The organism is Desulfococcus sp. (genome assembly GCF_041737845.1).
GTDB lineage: Bacteria > Desulfobacterota > Desulfobacteria > Desulfobacterales > Desulfococcaceae > Desulfococcus.
In genome coordinates, this window is the sequence record NZ_JBGSQX010000032.1 from 12911 (window position 1) to 31024 (window position 18114).

General features: G+C 61.4%; 15 protein-coding genes. 7 read left to right on the plus strand and 8 right to left on the minus strand.

Annotated elements, in window-relative coordinates; genetic code table 11:
• Positions 1–35 precede the first annotated feature (35 nt).
• From ACEW8N_RS03970 to ACEW8N_RS03980, 3 genes are all read right to left on the minus strand, one after another.
• Positions 36–1445, minus strand: a complete 1410-nt coding sequence (locus ACEW8N_RS03970) for an FAD-binding oxidoreductase (RefSeq protein WP_373498505.1) — start codon at positions 1443–1445, stop codon at positions 36–38.
• A gap of 18 nt (positions 1446–1463) precedes the next feature.
• On the minus strand, positions 1464–1949 hold the full coding sequence (locus ACEW8N_RS03975; protein ID WP_373498506.1) for a cupin domain-containing protein: 486 nt from the start codon (positions 1947–1949) through the stop codon (positions 1464–1466).
• A 246-nt stretch (positions 1950–2195) separates the two neighbouring features.
• Entirely contained in the window at positions 2196–3956 is a 1761-nt protein-coding gene (locus ACEW8N_RS03980) for a sigma 54-interacting transcriptional regulator (RefSeq protein WP_373498507.1), read from the minus strand.
• A 359-nt stretch (positions 3957–4315) separates the two neighbouring features.
• On the opposite strand from ACEW8N_RS03980, the gene hcp reads away from it, so the two are divergent.
• The 5 genes from hcp to ACEW8N_RS04005 all read left to right on the plus strand — a co-directional run bounded on the left by hcp (position 4316) and on the right by ACEW8N_RS04005 (position 11343).
• A complete protein-coding gene (gene hcp / locus ACEW8N_RS03985) occupies positions 4316–5944 on the plus strand; it encodes a hydroxylamine reductase (protein ID WP_373498508.1) in 1629 nt (542 codons plus the stop codon).
• 322 nt (positions 5945–6266) lie between these two features.
• The gene (locus ACEW8N_RS03990) at positions 6267–8546 is read left to right on the plus strand and encodes an anion permease (protein WP_373498509.1); all 2280 of its coding nucleotides are present in this window, start codon (positions 6267–6269) and stop codon (positions 8544–8546) included.
• 84 nt (positions 8547–8630) lie between these two features.
• The gene (locus ACEW8N_RS03995) at positions 8631–9794 is read left to right on the plus strand and encodes an acetyl-CoA carboxylase biotin carboxylase subunit family protein (RefSeq protein WP_373498510.1); all 1164 of its coding nucleotides are present in this window, start codon (positions 8631–8633) and stop codon (positions 9792–9794) included.
• 79 nt (positions 9795–9873) lie between these two features.
• Entirely contained in the window at positions 9874–10623 is a 750-nt protein-coding gene (locus ACEW8N_RS04000; protein WP_373498511.1) for an esterase family protein, read from the plus strand.
• Positions 10624–10638: 15 nt separating this feature from the next.
• Positions 10639–11343 (plus strand): YceH family protein, encoded by a 705-nt coding sequence (locus ACEW8N_RS04005; protein WP_373498512.1) that lies wholly within the window; start codon positions 10639–10641, stop codon positions 11341–11343.
• Positions 11344–11373: 30 nt separating this feature from the next.
• Here the strand turns inward: ACEW8N_RS04005 and rnmV are convergent, their stop codons facing one another.
• The 4 genes from rnmV to ACEW8N_RS04025 all read right to left on the minus strand — a co-directional run bounded on the left by rnmV (position 11374) and on the right by ACEW8N_RS04025 (position 15493).
• Positions 11374–11925, minus strand: coding sequence for a ribonuclease M5 (gene rnmV / locus ACEW8N_RS04010; RefSeq protein WP_373498513.1), 552 nt, complete (start codon positions 11923–11925; stop codon positions 11374–11376).
• Positions 11926–12042: 117 nt separating this feature from the next.
• Positions 12043–12786, minus strand: a complete 744-nt coding sequence (locus ACEW8N_RS04015; protein ID WP_373498514.1) for an enoyl-CoA hydratase/isomerase family protein — start codon at positions 12784–12786, stop codon at positions 12043–12045.
• Positions 12787–12992: 206 nt separating this feature from the next.
• Positions 12993–13922 (minus strand): DMT family transporter, encoded by a 930-nt coding sequence (locus ACEW8N_RS04020; RefSeq protein ID WP_373498515.1) that lies wholly within the window; start codon positions 13920–13922, stop codon positions 12993–12995.
• A gap of 146 nt (positions 13923–14068) precedes the next feature.
• On the minus strand, positions 14069–15493 hold the full coding sequence (locus tag ACEW8N_RS04025; protein WP_373498516.1) for a PAS domain S-box protein: 1425 nt from the start codon (positions 15491–15493) through the stop codon (positions 14069–14071).
• A 128-nt stretch (positions 15494–15621) separates the two neighbouring features.
• Between ACEW8N_RS04025 and ACEW8N_RS04030 the strand changes: the two genes are divergently transcribed.
• On the plus strand, positions 15622–16578 hold the full coding sequence (locus ACEW8N_RS04030) for an acyltransferase (RefSeq protein ID WP_373498517.1): 957 nt from the start codon (positions 15622–15624) through the stop codon (positions 16576–16578).
• Here the strand turns inward: ACEW8N_RS04030 and ACEW8N_RS04035 are convergent.
• Complete coding sequence (locus ACEW8N_RS04035; protein ID WP_373498518.1) at positions 16573–17130, minus strand: lipocalin family protein; 558 nt, start codon at positions 17128–17130, stop codon at positions 16573–16575. The genes ACEW8N_RS04030 and ACEW8N_RS04035 overlap by 6 nt on opposite strands.
• 323 nt (positions 17131–17453) lie before the next feature.
• On the opposite strand from ACEW8N_RS04035, the gene ACEW8N_RS04040 reads away from it, so the two are divergent.
• Complete coding sequence (locus tag ACEW8N_RS04040) at positions 17454–18107, plus strand: lactate utilization protein (RefSeq protein WP_373498519.1); 654 nt, start codon at positions 17454–17456, stop codon at positions 18105–18107.
• Positions 18108–18114: the final 7 nt, after the last annotated feature.

Sequence of the window (18114 nt, forward strand, 5' to 3'; positions counted from 1 at the left end):
CTCGCCAGTCCGGGGAGATGCTTTGTCGATTCCGTTCAATCACGGGGCGCTGAAGGCCGGATGTTCTGATTCAGGCGAAAAAAGTTTGTCGGATCATACATGTTTTTCACCATCGCCAGCCGCTCGTAATTGGCGCCGTGGCTGGCCTGCCAGAGATCGCTATCCCCCTCGCCGAATCCCGGGAAATTGAGGTATACGCCACCGGTTGAAAACGGTCTCATCTCCTCCCAGAATTGACGAATCCAGGCGATATTGCGATCGGTTTCCGCAGGATCGGTCCAAGCGCCGTCGATGCTGAGCATGAACTGCGCTCCACGGCTTTGATAGGCGGTCTTGTCGCTGCCCAACCGGTCGATGGCGCCCCCCATGTGACGAAGGATCACCAGAATGCGTGGGTTGGGGCGCTTCTCGGCACGGGAGACGATGGTTTCGACGACCGCGTCGGTGAGGTTGTCGAGAAAGAGCGATTTCCAGTAATACAGGCCGTTATTCGGGAAAAACACGTCAAACGCCTGCTGCGCTTCGACATAGGGGAGGCGCCCGCTGAAATCGAGCAGGGAGTTCCCCAGTTCCCGAAACGGCCGGAACACCTCTTCCCCGACATCGGGCGGGCCGGCATACATGCCGTCGAAAAGGCATACGGCTGTTCCATGGAGGTTTTCGGGAAAATCCGGGTGCAGGGGAATTCCCCATATGGCAAAGGCGGTCGACGCCTCGTCGGGCGCCGTCTCGACAAACGCCCGCCAGGAATACAAGGTACGCCGCGCCTCGGTTATGGGATATATTGGATTAAGGGTCACAACCTCCGGCCCCACCGGGTGCAGACGAAACACAAAGGCCGTTACGACGCCGAAGTTGCCGCCGCCCCCGCGCAAGGCCCAGAACAGGTCGGCATTCTCGATCTCGTTTGCCGAGATCACCCGACCGTCTGCGGTGACCAGCTCCACCGACACCAGGTTGTCGCAACTCAACCCGTGCTTGCGCCTCAGGTAGCCGACTCCGCCGCCGAGGGTAAGGCCGGCGACACCTGTCTCGGACACCTCGCCGCCGGGCGTCGCGAGCCCGTATGGCTGGGTTGCCCGGTCCACGTCGGCCCAGCGCGCCCCGGCTCCGACGCGTGCCGTGCGGGCCTCTGGATCGACCGCCACCTCGCGCATGGGCGACAGGTCGATGACCAGTCCGCCATCACAGACCGCATAGCCGGCCACGTTATGACCGCCGCCCCGAACAGCGACCTCCAGGTCGTTGCTTCGGGCGAATCGGATTGCCGCGACCACATCCGCGGACCCCGTGCATTGGGCGATCACCGCCGGCCGCCTGTCGATCATACCGTTCCACACCTTCCGGGCATTATCGTACTGGATATCCGCGGGGCCGATCACGCGACCACCAAAGGTTTTCCGAAAATTCTCGATACCTCCCCTGCTGATCTTTTTTGGGTTCATTTATGTCTCCTTTCTTCCTCAAAACGATGGGAACGTCAGGCCGAAACGGTCGCATAGCCCGGCAACACTCTCGAAATTCATATCAAGCGAATATTTTTCATTGATCCTCTGAAAACGCTCCAGGTCACCCCAGGACGCGGCGACCTCACGAAAGTAATTTTCAAAGCCGGCCGGCGAGATGATCTCGATGATCTCGGACGTCGTGTCGCCGGCGTTCCAGAAAGTGTGCCACTGGTTCCGGGGTTTGATCACCCAGTCGCCGGGGCCGGCGATCACGATGTCATCACCCAGCAGCGCGCCGAGCGTTCCCCGGATGACATAGGAATATTCATCCTCGTTATGATGCCGGTGCAGCGGGGCCGCCAGGGCATGGGGGGCCATGGGGTGGTGGACAACAGCGAAGCGGGAGCCTGTTGTTGACCCGTCGATCCTCCAGTTCACCGCCAGGCCCCCGAAGTCAAAGAATTCGCCCGTGGTAAGCGGGATTGCGGCGTCGGTTTTCATGACATCACCTCTGATATCGTCGAATGTCGATGAAAATATTCTTAAAAGGTTACGGATGGTTTCTGATATGGTGATATCGTCAACAAGATCCGTGCCAGAAGCAAAAAACGCTCTGGAAGCATAGACGAATGGGCTGGCGGCAGTGCGCCGCGCGGTGGGGTGCGATAGGACCGGTTGGCAGAAAAAAAGCGGTGATGCTGAAATATCAGCATATGCCGGAATACCGTCATGGTATTCTCGCTGGACTTACGGCGTGGTGATCTTTTTGGCGATCCGGATTCCCAGCTTCTGCATCCGCGACCACAGGGTCGACCGGTTGATACCCAAAAGGGAGGCGGCGCCCACGGGCCCTGCCAGAACGCCGCCGGTCTTTTCCAGTGCATCCTGAATGTGCCGGCGCTCAACCTCTTCCAGGGTCGGAAACCGATCAGGCTGAATCGCCGGTTCAATTAAACCGCTGATGTGCTGCTTCTCCAGCACCGTTCCGTGGCATAGAATGACGGCCCTTTCGAGCACATTGGCCAGCTCGCGCACATTACCGGGCCAGCTCCATTCCATGAGCTTTTTCAAGGCCCCGATCTCAATCTCTCCGACGTGTTTGCCCATGCGTCCTGAAAATACGGCGAGGAAATGACGGGCCAGAAGGGGAATGTCTTCCTTTCGCTCCCTCAGCGGCGGCACCTTGACGGGAAAAATGTTGAGCCGGTAGTAGAGATCTTCCCTGAACCTTCCGTCTTTTACCAGACGGACCAGATCCCGGTTGGTGGCTGCGATGATGCGAACGTCGACCTTCAGCGTGCGGCTGCCGCCGACGCGCTCGAACTCCTGCTCCTGGAGGACGCGCAGGAGTTTGATCTGGATCTCCGGCGGAGTCTCGCCGACCTCGTCCAGGAAGAGCGTACCGTGGTGCGCCAGTTCGAAGCGACCTCTCTTTTGTTCGACGGCACCGGTGAACGCCCCCTTTTCGTGGCCGAAAAGCTCGCTCTCGGCCAGACCCGCCGGAAGAGCGCCGCAATTGACCTTGATCAATGGGCTGCCTTTCCGGCCGCCGGTTTTGTGGATGGCCCGTGCGATGAGCTCCTTTCCGGTTCCCGTCTCCCCGAGAAGCAGCACTGTGGCGGCAGTATCGGCAACCATCCGGATGTTCTCGAACACCCGCTTCATCGCGGCCGAGGTGCCGATGATGTCGCTGTAGTGGAGTTCCTTTGTCAGCTCTTCCTGGAGATAGACATTCTGGCTTTGAAGGTCTTCCGCGCGCTTGCGCGCCGTGATGTCCCGGGCGATCCAGACGATGCATGGCCTGCCGTCGATATTTTCAGTCAATGGCGCGGTGCGCGCTTCGAAACAATGGATCTCGCCCGCGATGGGCAGTTCGTACTCGATGACCCCCAGGGACTGATTGCGGATGGTTTCCCGAGTGAGCTTGAGAAAACTGTCCGCCAGCGGCGCTTCGAAAATGTCGTGCAGAAACCGGCCCCGAATGTCTTTCACGGCGGCGTACAACAACTCTTCCTGGGATGTCAGCACCTCAATGTGGCGCCCATCTTCGTCCAGCACGAACACCAGATCCGGAAAGGCCTCCATGATGGCACGCAGCCGCGCTTCACTTGCCTTGGATGCCTCATGGGCCCGTTTGCACCGGGAAATGTCTCGCACGAAGAAACAAAACAGCTGCCGTCCTTTGAATTCGACGGGGGCGCCGGTAACCTCGACGGGAACCGAATACCCCAGCTTTGAATGAAACCGGCTTTCATACAACTCCCCCGGAAGGTTTTTCAACCGGTGCTTCAGAGCGGGCCATCGGGATGCATCACAGTTGGCGTCGATATCAAAGATCGTGACAGCTTCCAGATCATCCGGTGAAAGGCCAAATCGACGGCAGGCGGCTTTATTGGCACGATACAGTCGCCCCGAATCGTCCATCCAGAAGACCGGATCGGGAGAACATTCGACCGTCCGGTAGACCATGTCCAGGATCTCTGTGGTGATGTCAGCGTTACCGGTCACTTCCTTTACCTTTCTCGGCAGAAGGTTGAGGGTATCCTCCAATTCACCTGTTTTCTCCGGTTAAGATATTCATTTTACCCCTGCTTGACATTATTTTCTAGAATGGATCGATCGGTGTGCGTATCGTTTATTTGGCATGAGATTCTCCATCGCGGGCCGGGGCGCCGCCATCGGCAAGGGTGAGAAAGGCCGCCGCGGGGAAACGCGCTTGATTTAAGTCAATGACTGGATACAGAGATGTGTTATTTTAGGCCCAATGGGCATCCATAACCAGGTGGAAGCCGTGGGCGCAGGGACGCATGGAATCGCACCCCATGCGCCGCATCCGGCCGCCGCCATAACCGACAAGGAGGACCGCCATGTTTTGTTACCAGTGTGAACAAACCGCCAAAGGCACGGGCTGCACCATCCAGGGGGTCTGCGGCAAGCAGCCGGACGTTGCCGCGTTGCAGGATCTGCTGCTCTATACCCTCATGGGGCTGTCCCAGGTCGCCGTGGACGGGCGAAAGGTCGACGTCTCCGACAGGGAGGTCAACGTCTTCACGGTTCAGGCCGCCTTCTCGACCCTCACCAATGTCGATTTCGACCCCGAGCGCTTCAGGGTCCTGATCGGCAAGGCCGCAACCCTGCGCGACGCGCTGAAGGCAACGGTCAAGACCGCCGGCGGCAATGGAGAATGGACCGGCGGGGCCGCCGCCTTCCGGCCCGAATCGACCGTGGAGGGGCTGGTCAAGCAGGGCGAGGCGGTCGGGTTGAAATCCTATCCCGGCGACAATCCCGACATCCTCTCCCTGAAGCATACGGTGCTCTTCGGCATCAAGGGCGTCGCCGCCTATGCGGACCACGCCCTGATCCTGGGCCAGGAGGACGAGAGCGTCTATGCTTACGTCCATGAGGCCCTGGCCGCCATCCAGCGGAACGACATGGGGGTCGACGAGTGGGTCGCCATGGCCCTCCGGTGCGGCGAAGCCGCCTACAAGGCCATGGAGCTCCTCGATGCCGGCAATACGGGCGTCTACGGACATCCCGTCCCCACCAAGGTCCCCCTGGGGTACCGGAAAGGCAAGGCCATCCTCGTCTCGGGCCATGACCTCAGGGATCTGGAAGAGCTCCTCAAGCAGACCGAGGGCAAGGGCATCAGCATCTACACCCACGGCGAGATGCTCCCGACCCACGGATATCCCGGCCTGAAAAAATACTCCCATTTCTACGGCCAGTTCGGCACGGCATGGCAGAAGCAGGTCAAGGAGTTCGCCGATTTTCCCGGAGCGATCCTGATGACCACCAACTGCATCCAGCGGCCGGCAGCCGTTTACAAGGACAACCTCTTCACCTCGGGCATGGTCGGCTGGCCGGGCATTCCCCATATCGCGGACCTCAACTTCAAGCCGGTCATCGACCGGGCACTGGAACTCCCGGGGTTCCAGGAAGACCACGTCGAAAAGGAGGTCACCGTCGGGTTTGCCCGGAACGCGGTCCTGGGCGTCGCCGACAAGGTCATCGAGGCCGTCAGGTCGGGCGCCGTCCGGCACTTTTTCCTGGTGGCCGGCTGCGACGGCGCCAAGCCGGGGCGCAACTACTACACGGAATTCGTGGAAAAGGTTCCCCGTGACTGCATCGTGCTCACCCTGGCCTGCGGCAAGTACCGATTCTTCGACATGGATTTGGGCGACATCGGCGGCATTCCCCGCCTCCTGGACGTCGGCCAGTGCAACGACGCCTACTCGGCCCTCCAGATCGCGACAGCCCTGTCCAAGGCGTTCAACGTGGGTGTCAACGAGTTGCCCCTGTCCCTCATCATCTCCTGGTATGAGCAGAAAGCGGTCTGCGTGCTCCTTGCCCTGCTCTTCCTGGGGGTCAAGGGAATCCGCCTGGGGCCGTCCCTGCCGGCCTTCCTGACACCCAATGTCCTTGGCACCCTGGTGAAACATTTCGACATCAAGCCCATCGGGACGCCCGAAGGGGACCTCAAGGCCATTCTGGGATAAGCCGTTTCATCGGGGGCGTCTGCGGCCATCGGCATCCACCCGGCATCGGGACCCGGATCAGTTCCAGGTCCCGATGCCAATCAAGCCGTCCCGTTCGGGAAAAGGCTTTCATCGCCGTCTCTCACCTGCCTCCATTTTCCTCATTTTATCCTAACCATCCCCCGACAATTTATGGTAACTACACTTTCTTTCAACGGCCGGCTGTTCCACGGGAGGCGGCCTGCGTGACCTGCCAGACTTCGGAAACGCTTTTTTTGTTTGGTTGACTGTTATCTGCGGCATGCCCGAACGCCGGTAGATTTGGCCTGTGAAAGAGGTACTCATGGAATTCTATCTTTTTGCCCTGGGCATTCTGTTCGCCATCGCCATTGCGGACCTGATCGTGGGCGTCGCCAACGATGCCGTCAACTTTCTCAATTCCTCCGTGGGGTCGCGCGTGGCGCCCAGGCGCATCATCCTGTTCATCGCGAGCCTGGGGATTCTGGCCGGCGTGACCTTCTCCAGCGGGATGATGGAGGTGGCCCGGACGGGGATCTTTCACCCCCAGTATTTTCTGATGCCCGAGCTGATCACCATCTTTCTCGCGGTGATGATCACCGACATCCTGCTCCTCGACCTCTTCAACACCTTCGGCATGCCCACCTCCACCACGGTCTCCATCGTGTTTGAACTGCTCGGGGCGGCCATTGCCGTCTCGATCTTCAAGATCTCCCAGAACGACCAGGCCCTGCTCTCCCTGGCGGATTACATCAACACCGGCAAGGCCCTGGCCATCATCTCCGGCATCCTGCTGTCGGTGGGCATCGCTTTTGTCAGCGGGGCCGCAGCCCAATTCCTGACCCGCCTCCTCTTCACCTTCGACTTCTCATCCCGGCTCCGCCGCTACGGGGGTCTCTGGGGCGGTCTGGCGCTGACCATGATCACCTACTTCATCCTGATCAAGGGCGCCAAGGGCGCCTCGTTCATGACGCCGGAGGCGATCAACTGGATCGACACCCACACCTGGACGATCCTCGTCTCGGGATTCGTCTTCTTTACGATACTCTTCCAACTGCTGATGCTGACAACCCAGATCAACATCCTGAAGCCCATCGTGCTCGCCGGCACCTTTGCCCTGGCCATGGCCTTTGCCGCCAACGACCTGGTCAATTTCATCGGGGTCCCCCTGGCCGGTTTCCATGCCTTCGCCCTGGCCAAGGCCTCCACAGCCCCCCTCACCACGCCCATGGCGGCCTTGCGGGAATCGGTCCACACCAGCACCCTGCTGCTCCTGGCGTCGGGGGCCGTCATGGTGGCCGTCCTCTGGCTCTCCAGAAAAGCCCATACCGTGACCCAGACAGAGGTGAACCTGGGCCGCCAGGAGGAGGGGCTTGAGCGTTTTGACTCGTCCCAGCTCTCCCGCATCATGGTCCGCATGGTGCTGGGCCTGTTCGAAGGCGTCCGGAGGATCACACCCATGCCGCTGCTGCGCTGGTTGCGGCTCCGGATGAATGCCGAAGGCTACCGGCCGGCATCGGGCTACGACGGAAAAATTCCCGAGTTCGACCTGCTCCGCGCCAGCGTCAACCTGATGACGGCGAGCGCCCTGATCTCCTGGGGCACCAGCATGAAACTGCCCCTCTCCACCACCTACGTGACCTTCATGGTGGCCATGGGCACCTCGTTGGCCGACCAGGCCTGGGGTCTGGAGAGCGCCGTCTACCGGGTCACGGGCGTGCTCGCGGTCATCGGGGGGTGGTTCTTCACGGCGCTCATGGCCTTCACCGTGGCACTGGTGTTCGCCTTCGCCATCGCGTACCTGGAGGGTGCGGCCGTCATCGGCCTCCTGGCCCTGGTGGGACTCATCATCTTCCGTAACTTCAAGATCCACGCCAGCCGGGAAAAGGCCGTCCAGGAGCTGGAGCTCCTCGACCTGAAGCGGGTCAAGAATACCGATTTCGCCATCCGCACCTGCTTCGAGCACAGCGGCCGGTTCCTCGAAAAAGTCCTCATCGACATCTCCGAATGCTTCGACGGGATCCTCCATCAGGACCGCAAGCAGCTCAAACAGCTTCGCCGCGAGACCAGCAAGCTCCAGAAATGGTCCAACATCATCGCCGCAAACATCTTCAAGACCCTGCGGCTGACGCACCACAGTGATATCCAGAACGCCGGCAAATACGCCAATGTCATCTCCGCCCTCCAGGAAATCACCGAGAGCATGCGGGACCTCATCCTGCGCTGCCATGTCCACACCGCAAACCAGCATGCCGGCCTCCTGCCGCCCCAGAAAGCGGAGCTGGAAGAGGTCCGCCGCTACGCCGAGGCCCTGCTCCACGACACGGCGAACATGCTTTTGGGTCGAAGGTCATTCGAATACCGGGAGGCGGCGGCCCACTATGTCAGCCTGAAGGAGACCCTCGACGAACTGGACCGGAGGCAGGTGGAGCGCATCCGGAGCGGCCAGTCCAAGACCCGCCTCTCCATCCTGTTCTACGGCATCAACAACGCCGTGCTCAAGATCAGCGAACAGGTCCTGCACCTCCTGAACATTTTCGACGAGACCTTCCAGGTGAAAGGGGAAAAACCCCCCGGACCCGAGCCGCCGGAACGGGTCGATTAGGCATTCTTTTTCCTTTCGTCTTTTGAATGGTTGTTCTATAAGTGACCTGTTTCCAATCACGCCCGATTCAGAATCGAGGGGATCATGGAATTTTTATACCTATCTCCGGAGTTTCCGCCCAACTATGCCCAGTTCATCCTGGCGCTGGACCGCCTGGGCGTCAATGTGTGGGCCATCGGGGAGGCGGATTTTTATTTCATGCCCGAGCGGCTGAGATCGTCCCTGAGATACTATGTCCAGGCCGATCTGCATGCGTTTCCATCCGTCGAAAACGCGGTGGCGACGCTCATGGAGGCCCAGGCGGCCTCAGGCATCGCCCCCCATTTTGACCGGGTCGAATCCCACAATGAAAACTGGCTGGGCCTGGAGGCCCGGATCAACGAAAAGCTCGGCATGGACGGCATCCGGCCGGCGGATCTGGAGCGGCTCAGGAAAAAATCGGCCATGAAGCGGGTCTTCCAGGACCTGGGCCTGCCCGCGGCCCGGGGCGAATGCATCCGCGACCTGGACCACGGGCTCATGCTGGCGGAAGAGCTGGGCTATCCCCTGATTCTCAAGCCGGACGAGGGCGTGGGGGCCTGCGGCATTCACAAGGTGGCCGACGAGATAGAGCTGCGGGAGCTCGTATCCGGCATCCCGCCGGGCACCTATGTCCTCGAAGAGTTCATCGACGCCCCGATCGTCAGCTATGACGGCCTCACCGACACCGCTGGACGGATCATCTTCGAAAATTCCCTGGTCTACGGCGACGGGGTCCTGGAGTACGTTTTGGGCAAGGATACCTTCTTTTATGTCACCCGGATCATCCCCGAGCCGCTTGCCGCCATCGGGAGACGACTCGTCCAGGCCTTCAACGTCCACGGCAAATTCTTTCATTTCGAATTCTTCAGGAAAGGCGACGCCTATCTCCCCATCGAGATCAACTGCCGCCCGCCCGGGGGCGCCATCCTCGACATGATGAACTACAGCGTCGACGGGGACCTCTATGCCGCATACGCCCGCATGATCCGCCTGGGGGAGCCGACGCCGCCTGCGGAGAAAAAATACTACTGCGCCTATGTCGGGAGAAGGGAAAGGGCCTATCGGCTCAACCACGACGAGGCGATCGCCCGGTGCGGCGACCGGCTCGCGGAGCACGGCGAAAACCCGGCGGTCTTCCAGGGCGCCATGAGCCGGTACCGCTATATCGTCCGGTCGCCTTCAGAGGAGGATCTTCTCCGGCTGGCCCGGGACCTGATGGAACAGTAACATCCCTACAGTCCCCCGAAAAAGCGATTCGCGAGGCGTTCGTCGTTTTGGGGGCCATCCCTATTAAGGATAGGACGACATGCATATCGAAGAACATCGCTGGTACAGCCCGAATCTCGACCGCGATATGGCCCTCAGGATCTATGGCCACTGGGGCAGGCCCTTCATCGTGTTTCCATGCTCCCGCGGCCGCTATTTCGACTACGAGGGCATGGGAATGATTGATGCACTGTCCCGATTCATCAACGCCGGCAGAATCAAGATGTTCTGCATCGACAGCATCGACAGCGAGTCCTGGTACCATTTCAGGGTTCCGCCCGCCCTCCGGAATGCCCGGCATGAAGACTACGACCGCTACGTGTGCCGGGAGGTCGTCCCCTTCATCCGCGACCACTGCCGCCTCCCCCACGACCGCATCATGACCAACGGGTGCAGCATGGGAGCCTATCATGCCCTCAACTTCTTTCTCAGACATCCGGACCTTTTCGAGGGGACCATCGCCCTGAGCGGCCTCTACCGCCTGGACCGCCCCGAGTTCGGCATCTCCTCCGAAGACCTCCCGGACGTTTTCTTCAATTCCCCCCTCAGCTATCTCCCCGCCCTGAACGACCGATGGTATCTGGAGCACTACGACTGCAGCGACATCATCGTCTGCGTGGGCCAGGGCGCATGGGAGGAGGAGTCGATTGAAGACACCCGCTGCCTGGATGCGCTTTTCCGCGAGAAATCCATCCCCGCATGGGTCGACTTCTGGGGGAACGACGTCAATCACGACTGGCCCTGGTGGTACCGGCAGATGAATTATTTCCTGGAGCACGTGTGCGGGTGAAAGGAGCCGGCCTTCATGGAGAAACAGACGGATGTTCCGCTCGACCCCGTTGAGGTCCGAATCCTGGGCGTTTTGATCGAAAAACAGATGGCCACCCCGGACTATTACCCCCTGTCCCTGAACGCCATGTGCAACGCCTGCAACCAGCGGTCCAACCGGGAGCCGGTCATGAACCTCGATGAAGCCTCGGTGCAGCAGGCCGTGGACCGGCTCAGGAACCGGCGTCTGGTCTGGCAGATCCGGACCCACGGCAGCCGCATCGCAAAATACCGGCACAACCTGGAGGATGTGGCCGACTTCTCGGACCGGGAGCTGGCCGTATTGTGCGTATTGTTTCTAAGGGGGCCCCAGACGGCGGGGGAGCTGCGCCAGCGGACCGTCCGGCTCGCGGAGTTTCATGCCCTGCCGGCGGTCGAGCACACCCTCCAGAAGCTTGCCGGACGGGAGGAGGGGCCGTTCGCGGTCCAGCTTGCCCGGCGGCCCGGCCAGAAGGAAAGCCGCTGGGCCCATCTTTTTGCAGCGGTGGAGGAGACGGATGCCGTCTTCGACCCCTCAGCCGCGACAGAGGAGATTGTCCTCCCGGAAAGCGGGGATCCGGTCCGGGACCCCAGCCCGGTTCCCGGACGCCTGGAGATTTTGGAAACCCGGGTGGCGGAACTCGAAACCGAGTTGAGCGACCTCAAGGCGGCGTTCCTGGCCTTCAGGACTCAGTTTGAATGATTTCGCCGGCGGCCCTGAAGGATTCCGGCCTCAGGCGCCCTTCCCTTCAGCCAGCCTTGCTGCGGCGCGCTGAAATTCCTCGCGGCCTATGGCATAGTGATTGAGCCGTTTCAGGAGCTGCTTGCCGTTGGCGTACCCGATCCCGAGGATGCAACCCAGGGCCTCCCGCCGCCGGGACGCGTCCGGGCCGCCCAGGAGCCCGTGCTCGAAAAGATCTTCCCGGCTGAAAACGTCCGCCGCCGTCTCCACGACGCACCGGGCCTTTTCCAGGGCCTCCCGGATCGCTCCGGGCGCGGCATTCTCGATGCCGATGTCGTTCTTCCTGAATGCGTCCGCCTGCAAGAGATAGGCGTTCTTGCAGCCCGGCACCCTGTCGTTGATCCGCTTCCGGATCTGCTCGCCGGGGCGGTCCGGGTCCGTCAGGACAATGACCCCCTTCCGAAGCCGGGCGAATTCGATCCTCCGGAAGGTCTCCTCGGTGATGCCGTATCCGCTCGTGAGGATCACCTCGGCATCGACCGCCTGCTTCACGGCCCGTTCATCGTCTTTCCCCTCGACCACAATCACTTCCCTGATATTCATGGATCCCGCTTCTCTCCTTTGCAGCGCACCCCCCGGCTGAAGGCTGAAGGCTAAAAGACTGTTCCCCCTTCAGCCCCTCTTCCTTCAGCCTAATCCCCCCCAGCCTTCAGTCTTCCCTTAAAATTTCCGGGCGGCCGCCTCGAGGAGGGGCCGGACCGGATCGCTGAACCAGCAGTCGACAAAGGCCTCGTTTTTGGCCTGATGGTGCTGCGCATACAGGCCGCGGATGGTCTCGACCCTGTTTTTCTTGGTTTCGCGGAATGCCGCCGGGGAATGGGACGCAAGGCCGGACACCTTTTCGACGGCCCCTGCCTCAACGGTTTCCGCCGGAAAAAGCGCGTCCACGAGCCCGAAGCGGGCCGCATCCGAGGCTGCCGTAAAATTGCCGCCGTACGTCATCTCCGTCGCCGCTCGATCTCCTGCGATCTGCCTCAGGAGCATGTCGGCCAGATAGGGAACGGGCACGCCCAGATGGATCTCGTTCAGGCCGAGCTTTTTCTCCGGCGCCGCAAAGCGGTAGTCGCAGCCCAAAGCCAGAACGGTTCCGCCGGCGACCGCATGGCCCGCGATGGCGCAGCAGGTCGGTATCGGGAGCGTGAAAAGATGCAGCAGGGCCCGGTTGAACCTGTCAAAAAAGTCAGAGAACGCATCTCTTTTCAAGGGGATCAGGGTTGGCAGATCCAACCCCATGGAGAAAAATTTCCCGCCCCCGGCAAAAACCATTCCGCGGCATTCGCGCTCGACGATCTGAAGCGCCGCCTCCAGGTCATTCACAAGCTCCGGGCTGATGGCGTTGGTGACCCCGTTGTTCAACCGCAGCAACCCGATCCCCTCCTGTTCCTCAATCACCACTTTCGGCACAGCGATTCCCCTTTCGAAAAATATGAAGATGGCCGCAGCCGGCGCCCCGGACCGCAGCCATCCGTTCCCGTAAAAAGCGATTCCAGGCGCCGCCTGATATTACGCCATCGGCTGCGACTGTCAAACACTTCTTGACGGTTCCGTAAAAAGGCCGATATCTGCGTTACGCTTCATCCCTCGTCACTGCGGCGTACTATAAGTACGCCTCATTCCTCGGGATTCGCAAGCCTTGATCTCGGTCTTTTTTCGGAACCGTCTGAAAATTGACTTTTTACGAGACCATCACTTCTTGATCCCTGCGCTTTTGGCGCGGCAGGATGCCGCAGGCGTTCGGCCCGGATGTTGATGACGTTTCCCGCAAGCATGACCGCTGCCCCGCCCAGCACGAAGGCGTCGATCCCCTCGCCGTAAAAGAGCCAGCCAACCAGGGCGATGAGGGGCAGCCGCAGGAAATCCATGGGGACGACCACCGTCGCGTCGGCGAGGGCGAAGGCCCGGGCCATGCAGTAATGGCCGCTCAGGGCCGTCCCCCCCACGACCAGCAGCCACGGCCACATGGCCGCAGACGGCGTCACCCAGCCGCGAAGCGCCGGCAGGAATCCCAGGGGAAGCTGGATGAGGGTCATGTAAAACAGGATGACGATGGGGGCGTCGGTCTGGGCCAGCCGCCGCGTGAGGGTGTGGGACAGGGCGTAGCAGACGGCGCCGCCCAGGACGGCCAGTGCCGCCGGGGTGACGACGGAAAGCCCCGGGCGGAGGATGATGAGCATGCCCGAAATTCCCAGGCCGACGGCGGCGATCCGGGGCGCGGTCAGCTTTTCTTTCAGGATGAGGGCCGCCAGCAGGGCCGTCCAGACGGGCACCGTGAACTCGATGGCGAACACCTCGGCCAGGGGGATGAATGCCAGCCCGTAAAACCAGCCGAACTGCCCCCCGAAATGGGCCAGGTTGCGCAGGAGGTGAAGGGAAAGGTGCCGGGACCCGACCCTCCCGCGGCGTTTCTTTAGAAGAACGGCGCCGATGATGACAAGCCCCGTCAGGCTCCTGAAAAACAGGATCTCGAAGGTGCCCAGCCCCGCCGACAGCTCCCGCCCGGCCACGGCCATGGCCAGGAACGACGCCAGGGTGCCGGTCATCCAAAGAGTGGCCCGGACGACGGGGCGTTGGATCCATGTGAGGTCAGGGGTCACGATCAGGCAGCAGTTGTTCCTTGAATCTCAGCGTTAACGGCATCGGGCATCATCGCGGCCCGGATCTGTCAGGACCTTCCCGCAGGGACCCCTCAGGGCCGCGCAACCCCGCACCGCTTCATGCGGTTCCGCAGGGTGGAAGGGTTCATGCCCAGCAGTTCGGCCGCACCTCCCGGGCCTTTGATGCGCCCGGACGCGCGCTTCAGGGCCTCCAGGATGTGCCGGCGCTCGATCTCTTCCATGGGCATCAACGGTTCATCGTCGGCAGGGGGTTCATTCGGAGCCGACACCGGGCGCTGCTGCCCGGCCTCCTCCGACGAAAGTTCCTGCGCCATCCGCGCCCTCAGGGCCGCATTATCCGCCTCGAGGCGCCCCGTCACCTCCCGCAACTCTGCCAGGGCCTGGTCCCGCACCAATCGCTGGGCCTCACGCGCCACTTCAGCAGCGGTCACATCCTCGCCGACGCTGATGAGCCCGGCAGTGCTTCCCGAATCGTCCTGCAAGGCCAGGCTGAACCAGGAAATCCGCGCCTCGGCGCCGTCCTTTTTCATCAGGGTGGAGGTGTACCGGCTGCGGACGCGCCCGTTCATGGCGCGCTGAAACCGTTCGAGGGCCGGCCCGCGGTCCTTTTCTGCAACGAATTCCAGAAAACGGCGACCGACCATCTCCCGGCGCGAAAACCCGGTGACCTCCAGGAACCGGGGATTGACGTAGCTGATCTTCTTGTCGCGATCGATGGCAGACACCATGAGGTTGATGTTCTCTATCAGGGCGCGCCACCGTCGTTCGTTTGCCGCAATCTCCAGGGCCGCTTCCGAGGCCCGGAGCAGCTCGCCGGTCAAAGATGCGTACAGGATGAGGATCAGGACCAGGAGGGCAAAGCTCGACATGGGCGGCGGACCGACGATGCCGGCCTGGACCAGGGTTCCGTGGAGGTAGGCGATCGCGAGGCATGGAAGCACCCCGCCCCCCAGGATTGCGGCCTCCCTCCGCAGCCCCTTCCGGTAGAGGCGGAGAGCGCATTCCGCGATCAGCCCCGCCATGAGGCACCCGCCGATGTCGGCGACCACGCGCAGGGGGTTGGCCTCCCCGGATGCGTATGCGATCCGCTCGCCCCAGGGCAGATCGACCAGCGGCAGCGGTTCGATCGCCAGGAAAAAAACGCCCGCGGGGGATGCCATGTTGACGACAAGGGCCAGGGCGAATGCCCCGGTGACGGCCCAGGCCAGCCAGCGGCGGGCGCAGCCCTTCTGGAAGACGACAAACCAGGTGAGCGACGTCCAGAATATCCCCTGTACGCCGGCCTGCCATTTGAACAGGGGCACGAAGGCGGCGGGGTCCGCGGCCTGGAACACCGCGGCGTCCAGCATCGCGTTGACGGCTGCGCTGAAGCACATGGCGGCAAATAAGAGACCGGCCGCGGCCTCTCTCCGGCGCAGGGTGATCGAGAGGTGCATCCCCCCCGCCGCCAGGCAGATCCCGCTGGTGATGATTAGCGCCGTGATGAATGGCGTCATGGTGCAGAACCCTTCCTTCTTGTTTGTAAAATATTTGTAATATCCGGGTCCGGGCTTGCGGGGCCGGGACCTGCCCCGCTATATTTTCCCAACCCTCAACCGATCAACCGAAAGCCGCAGGTACGACGATGACCAACGACGCCGTTTCGAATCTCCGGGGGGCCGTATCCCTCTTCTTCTATGCCGTCAACACCCTCTTCTGGGTCATTCCGATCTTCCTCCTGGCCGTTCTGAAGCCGGCACTTCCCCAAAGCGCTTTCCGGAAATTCTGCGACCGCATCCTGACCCGATGCGCCGAAAACTGGATCGGATGCAACAATCTCAACCAGGATGCCTTTACCGATACCACAGTTCGGGTATTCGGTATGGAAAAACTCGATCGCCGGAGCTGGTATCTGGTCGTGTCCAATCACCAGACGTGGGTCGATATCCTCGTGCTCCAGCGGATCTTCCACCGGCGGATCCCGTTCTTGAAATTCTTTCTGAAAAAAGAGCTGTTCTGGTTTCCCGTCCTGGGGCAGGCCTGGTGGGCCCTCGATTTTCCATTCATGAAACGGTATACGCGCCGCTTCCTTGAAAAAAACCCCCACCTCCGGGGCCAAGACCTTGAGGTCACCCGCAAGGCGTGCGAAAAATTCAAGACGATTCCGGTGTCGGTCATGAACTTTGTCGAGGGCACCCGCTTCACCCCCAAAAAGCACGACCGGCAGGGCTCGCCCTACCGCAACCTCCTGAAACCCCGGGCCGGGGGCATCGCCTTCGTTATCGGGGCCATGGGGGAATACCTCGACAGCATGATCGATGTCACCATCGCGTATCCCGGGGGGCCGCAATCCTTCTGGGATTTTCTGTGCGGCAGAATCCGGGAGATCCGCGTTCAGGTGAGGGCACTGCCCATTTCGCCCGCCATGCTGGGCGATTATTTCAACGACGACGCGTTTCGCGACGCATTTCAGAATTGGGTCAACGCCCTCTGGGAGCAGAAAGACCAATGCGTCGAGGCGTTGCTCTCCGGCGCCCCGGGGCCTGGAGCGGAAACGGCGTGCCCGGGACTGCCGTCTTTCTGCGAGCCTTCTGAATCATAATGGATGTTGTTCATGGGGGACGAAGATCAGCCGGTCCGTGTCGAATCCCAGAGCGCGCGCCGTTTCGACCAGGCGGGCCGTCTTTTCCCGGCCTGAACGGGGATCCCGGGACAGTATCCACAGGTAGGATCGGCTGGGGCCGCACACCAGCGCATGGCCGTACGCCGCCTCATCCAGTTGGATGACGTGGTAGCCGCCGTAGAACGGGCCGAAAAACGACACCTTGAGGCTGCCCTGGCGTTCGCTGCCGGTAAAGTAGGCCCGGCCCCGGATCTCCTTCCATTTTCCGGACGCCGGATCGAAGCCCCGGTTGAGGACCTCGACGCCGCCGTCCTCGCGCAGGCTGTAGGTAGCGGATACGTCGGTCATGCCCCGCTCGAACGGGTGGTCCAGCCGGGCGACTTCGTACCAGACGCCCAGGTACCGTTCGAGGCTGAAGTCCGTCACCGGCCGGACCCCCTCGGGAGGCCCGATACAGCCGAAGAGAAGGCTCATCGCCAGCCCGGCCGCCCACGGGATCCATTTTCGGCTGCGGATAGGATCGCCATTCATGCAAACGCCTCCTTCCAGGGGTGCCACATTCAGGGTTGGATGACTGCGGGTCGGCGAAAACCCGCCGCACGGATATCCCGAAGCATACGTCAAACCCGCCGGTTTTTCAAGTATTCACATAACCCTCTATATTTCAGGGCTAATTTTTCTTGAAGCCAGACTCAAAGTGGCCTATAGACCCCTTGGGGGCGATGCCGCCGCCAGCCCGCAGGTCTGAAAGGCCTTCTCCCGGACGGCAGCCGCGGAATCGCATCGGAAACAGAACCCAAAACCTGGAAGAACCGCCCGGGAGAAATCGCCGGGGAAAATAGAAGGAGACGCATATGGACCAACCGATTCAGAATTTCTGGGAGATCCGCTTCGGCGATGTCAAGGAGGCCTTGGAGACCAATCATTTCGAAGTCTTCACCGCATCCAGCCTGGACGGCGCCAGGCGCATCGTGATGGAAGACATCCTGCCCAAATCGCAGCCCAAGTCGGTTTCGTGGGGCGGATCCATGACCTTCGCGGCGTCCGGCATATACGAGGCCATCGTGGAAAGCCGGGAGATCACCATCATCGACACCACGGCAAAGGACATCCCGGCCGCAGAGAAGATCGAACACCGAAGGCACTCCCTCCTGGTGGATCTGTATTTTACGGGAACCAACGCCGTCACGGAGGATGGCCAGCTGGTGAACCTCGACATGATCGGCAACCGCATCGGCGGACTGACCTTCGGTCCCAGGGAGGTGGTGGTGCTGGCGGGGCGGAACAAGATCGTTCCGGACATCGAGGAGGCCATGCTCCGCATCAAGAATTATGTCGCCCCCGTCAATGCCATGCGGCTCGACATGAAGACCCCGTGCGTCAAAACCGGCCGGTGCGAGGACTGCAAGAGCCCGTCCCGGATCTGCAACACCTGGACCATCACGGAAAAGGCCTACCCGAAAGGCCGGGTCAAGGTCATCCTGATCAACGAGGACCTGGGGTTGTGACCGCCTC

Excerpts from the sequence above, each read along its gene's own strand:
- ACEW8N_RS03975 (WP_373498506.1), bottom strand. The coding sequence starts at position 1,949 with ATGAAAACCGACGCCGCAATCCCGCTTACCACGGGCGAATTCTTTGAC.
- ACEW8N_RS04000 (WP_373498511.1), top strand. The coding sequence starts at position 9,874 with ATGCATATCGAAGAACATCGCTGGTACAGCCCGAATCTCGACCGCGAT.
- ACEW8N_RS04030 (WP_373498517.1), top strand. The coding sequence starts at position 15,622 with ATGACCAACGACGCCGTTTCGAATCTCCGGGGGGCCGTATCCCTCTTC.
- rnmV (WP_373498513.1), bottom strand. The coding sequence starts at position 11,925 with ATGAATATCAGGGAAGTGATTGTGGTCGAGGGGAAAGACGATGAACGG.
- ACEW8N_RS04040 (WP_373498519.1), top strand. The coding sequence starts at position 17,454 with ATGGACCAACCGATTCAGAATTTCTGGGAGATCCGCTTCGGCGATGTC.
- ACEW8N_RS04025 (WP_373498516.1), bottom strand. The coding sequence starts at position 15,493 with ATGACGCCATTCATCACGGCGCTAATCATCACCAGCGGGATCTGCCTG.
- hcp (WP_373498508.1), top strand. The coding sequence starts at position 4,316 with ATGTTTTGTTACCAGTGTGAACAAACCGCCAAAGGCACGGGCTGCACC.
- ACEW8N_RS03995 (WP_373498510.1), top strand. The coding sequence starts at position 8,631 with ATGGAATTTTTATACCTATCTCCGGAGTTTCCGCCCAACTATGCCCAG.
- ACEW8N_RS04035 (WP_373498518.1), bottom strand. The coding sequence starts at position 17,130 with ATGAATGGCGATCCTATCCGCAGCCGAAAATGGATCCCGTGGGCGGCC.
- ACEW8N_RS04020 (WP_373498515.1), bottom strand. The coding sequence starts at position 13,922 with ATGACCGGCACCCTGGCGTCGTTCCTGGCCATGGCCGTGGCCGGGCGG.
- ACEW8N_RS03970 (WP_373498505.1), bottom strand. The coding sequence starts at position 1,445 with ATGAACCCAAAAAAGATCAGCAGGGGAGGTATCGAGAATTTTCGGAAA.
- ACEW8N_RS03990 (WP_373498509.1), top strand. The coding sequence starts at position 6,267 with ATGGAATTCTATCTTTTTGCCCTGGGCATTCTGTTCGCCATCGCCATT.
- ACEW8N_RS04005 (WP_373498512.1), top strand. The coding sequence starts at position 10,639 with ATGGAGAAACAGACGGATGTTCCGCTCGACCCCGTTGAGGTCCGAATC.